The organism is Nocardia sp. GTS18 (assembly GCF_013839555.1).
Taxonomy (GTDB): domain Bacteria; phylum Actinomycetota; class Actinomycetes; order Mycobacteriales; family Mycobacteriaceae; genus Nocardia; species Nocardia rosealba.
On the sequence record NZ_JACBIU010000064.1, the window covers coordinates 1 to 3,411 of the forward strand.

At 55.4% G+C, this 3,411-nt stretch carries 2 rRNA genes; both read right to left on the reverse strand.

Annotated elements, in window-relative coordinates:
- Positions 1-7 precede the first annotated feature (7 nt).
- Positions 8-124, reverse strand: a 5S ribosomal RNA gene (gene rrf / locus HYG95_RS24375).
- 124 nt (positions 125-248) lie between these two features.
- A 23S ribosomal RNA gene (locus HYG95_RS24380) occupies positions 249-3,366 on the reverse strand.
- Positions 3,367-3,411: the final 45 nt, after the last annotated feature.

The following is a 3,411-nucleotide window of genomic DNA, read 5'->3' on the forward strand; positions in this document are numbered from 1 at the left end:
AATGATTGTCCGGCGGTGTCCTACTCTCCCACACCCTGTCGAGTGCAGTACCATCGGCGCAGGTGGCCTTAGCTTCCGGGTTCGGAATGGGACCGGGCGTTTCCCCACCGCTATAACCGCCGTAACACTATGAAACTATCCACAAACAGCGCTCCCTGAACCCCAGAATCAAAAAGACCCCTGGATCAAGTTTGCTGCAGTGTCTGTGTGTTGTTTCAGATACCGCACAGTGGACGCGTAACACCTTCGATAGTAAGCCCTCGGCCTATTAGTACCGGTCACCTCCACACGTTACCGTGCTTCCAGTTCCAGCCTATCAACCCCATGGTCTGTAGGGGGCCTTAACCCATCAAGTGGGAGAGAAACCTCATCTTGGAACAGGCTTCCCGCTTAGATGCTTTCAGCGGTTATCCCTTCCGAACGTAGCCAACCAGCCATGCTCCTGGCGGAACAACTGGCACACCAGAGGTTCGTCCGTCCCGGTCCTCTCGTACTAGGGACAGCCTTCCTCAAGTTTCTTACGCGCGCGGCGGATAGAGACCGAACTGTCTCACGACGTTCTAAACCCAGCTCGCGTGCCGCTTTAATGGGCGAACAGCCCAACCCTTGGGACCTACTCCAGCCCCAGGATGCGACGAGCCGACATCGAGGTGCCAAACCATCCCGTCGATATGGACTCTTGGGGAAGATCAGCCTGTTATCCCCGGGGTACCTTTTATCCGTTGAGCGACACCGCTTCCACTTGCCGGTGCCGGATCACTAGTCCCGACTTTCGTCCCTGCTCGACCTGTCAGTCTCACAGTCAAGCTCCCTTGTGCACTTGCACTCGACACCTGATTGCCAACCAGGCTGAGGGAACCTTTGGGCGCCTCCGTTACATTTTAGGAGGCAACCGCCCCAGTTAAACTACCCACCAGGCACTGTCCCTGAACCAGATCATGGTCCGAGGTTAGAAGCCCAATACGATCAGAGTGGTATTTCAACGACGACTCCACGAATACTGGCGTACCCGCTTCACAGTCTCCCACCTATCCTACACAAACCGTACCGAACACCAATACCAAGCTATAGTGAAGGTCCCGGGGTCTTTTCGTCCTGCCGCGCGTAACGAGCATCTTTACTCGTAATGCAATTTCGCCGAGTCTGTGGTTGAGACAGCAGAGAAGTCGTTACGCCATTCGTGCAGGTCGGAACTTACCCGACAAGGAATTTCGCTACCTTAGGATGGTTATAGTTACCACCGCCGTTTACCGGGGCTTAAATTCTCAGCTTCGCCCCAAAGGGCTAACCGGTCCTCTTAACCTTCCGGCACCGGGCAGGCGTCAGTCCGTATACATCGTCTTACGACTTCGCACGGACCTGTGTTTTTAGTAAACAGTCGCTTCTCTCTGGTCTCTGCGACCCCACCCAGCTCCAACCGCAAGGGCTTTCACCGGGCGTGGTCCCCCTTCTCCCGAAGTTACGGGGGCATTTTGCCGAGTTCCTTAACCACAGTTCTCTCGATCGCCTTAGTATTCTCTACCTGACCACCTGTGTCGGTTTGGGGTACGGGCCATGTACCAGCTCGCTAGAGGCTTTTCTCGGCAGCATAGGATCACTGAATTCGTCTCAACGACTACGCATCACCTCTCAGGCTATGTGCAACGCGGATTTGCCTACCGTTCGCCCTACAGGCTTACACCAGGTATTCCATCACCTGGCCCAGCTACCTTCCTGCGTCACCCCATCGCTTACCTACTACAGCCAGGGTCGTATGCATCCGTCCTTCACGTCACCCGAAGGCTCGGTAAGACAACATCAGGATACTTAGCACAACTGATTCAGCATTGGGCGCGGATACACGGGTACGGGAATATCAACCCGTTGTCCATCGACTACGCCTGTCGGCCTCGCCTTAGGTCCCGACTCACCCTGGGCGGATTAACCTGGCCCAGGAACCCTTGGTCATTCGGCGGACGAGTTTCTCACTCGTCTTTCGCTACTCATGCCTGCATTCTCACTCCCATACCCTCCACCACTAGTTCACACTGTGGCTTCCACGGATATAGGACGCTCCCCTACCCATCCAGACGACTGGCCCGAAGGCGATCTAATGTCTGAATGCCGCGGCTTCGGCGGTGTACTTGAGCCCCGCTACATTGTCGGCGCAGGATCACTTGACCAGTGAGCTATTACGCACTCTTTCAAGGGTGGCTGCTTCTAAGCCAACCTCCTGGTTGTCTAAGCGACCCCACATCCTTTTCCACTTAGTACACGCTTAGGGGCCTTAGCCGGCGATCTGGGCTGTTTCCCTCTCGACTACGAAGCTTATCCCCCGCAGTCTCACTGCCACGCTCTCACACACCGGCATTCGGAGTTTGGCTGACTTCGGTAAGCTTGTAGGCCCCCTAGGCCATCCAGTAGCTCTACCTCCGGCGTGAAACACGTGACGCTGCACCTAAATGCATTTCGGGGAGAACCAGCTATCACGGAGTTTGATTGGCCTTTCACCCCTACCCACAGCTCATCCCCTCAGTTTTCAACCTAAGTGGGTTCGGGCCTCCACGACGTCTTACCGTCGCTTCACCCTGGCCATGGGTAGATCACTCCGCTTCGGGTCCATAATGTGCGACTAACAGGCGCCCTATTCGGACTCGCTTTCGCTACGGCTACCCCACACGGGTTAACCTCGCCACACACCGATGACTCGCAGGCTCATTCTTCAAAAGGCACGCCATCACCCCACGTACAAGTACGAAGGCTTTGACGGATTGTAAGCGCACGGTTTCAGGTACTATTTCACTCCCCTCCCGGGGTACTTTTCACCTTTCCCTCACGGTACTAGTCCGCTATCGGTCACCAGGGAGTATTCAGGCTTACCGGGTGGTCCCGGCAGATTCACAGCAGATTTCACGGGCCCGCTGCTACTCGGGTATCACTCACGAGAGCCAACATGTTTTCGTTTACCGGACTATCACCGTCTATGGCAGGCCGTTCCAGACCACTTCAACTAACACGTTGGTTTCTTACTCTCGCCCAGTCCGGCAGAACTGAGAAGAATGACCCCACAACACCGCATGGACAACCCCTGCCGGGTATCACATCCACACGGTTTAGCCTCATCCGCTTTCGCTCGCCACTACTCACGGAATCACTGTTGTTTTCTCTTCCTGTGGGTACTGAGATGTTTCACTTCCCCACGTTCCCTCCACACACCCTATATATTCAGATGCGGGTAACACGACATCACTCGTGCTGGGTTTCCCCATTCGGAAATCCTCGGATCTCAGCTCGGTTGACAGCTCCCCGAGGCTTATCGCAGCCTCCTACGTCCTTCATCGGCTCCTGGTGCCAAGGCATCCACCGTACGCTCTTAAACACTTACTAACAAAGATGCTCGCGTCCACTGTGCAGTTCTCAAACAACACACCC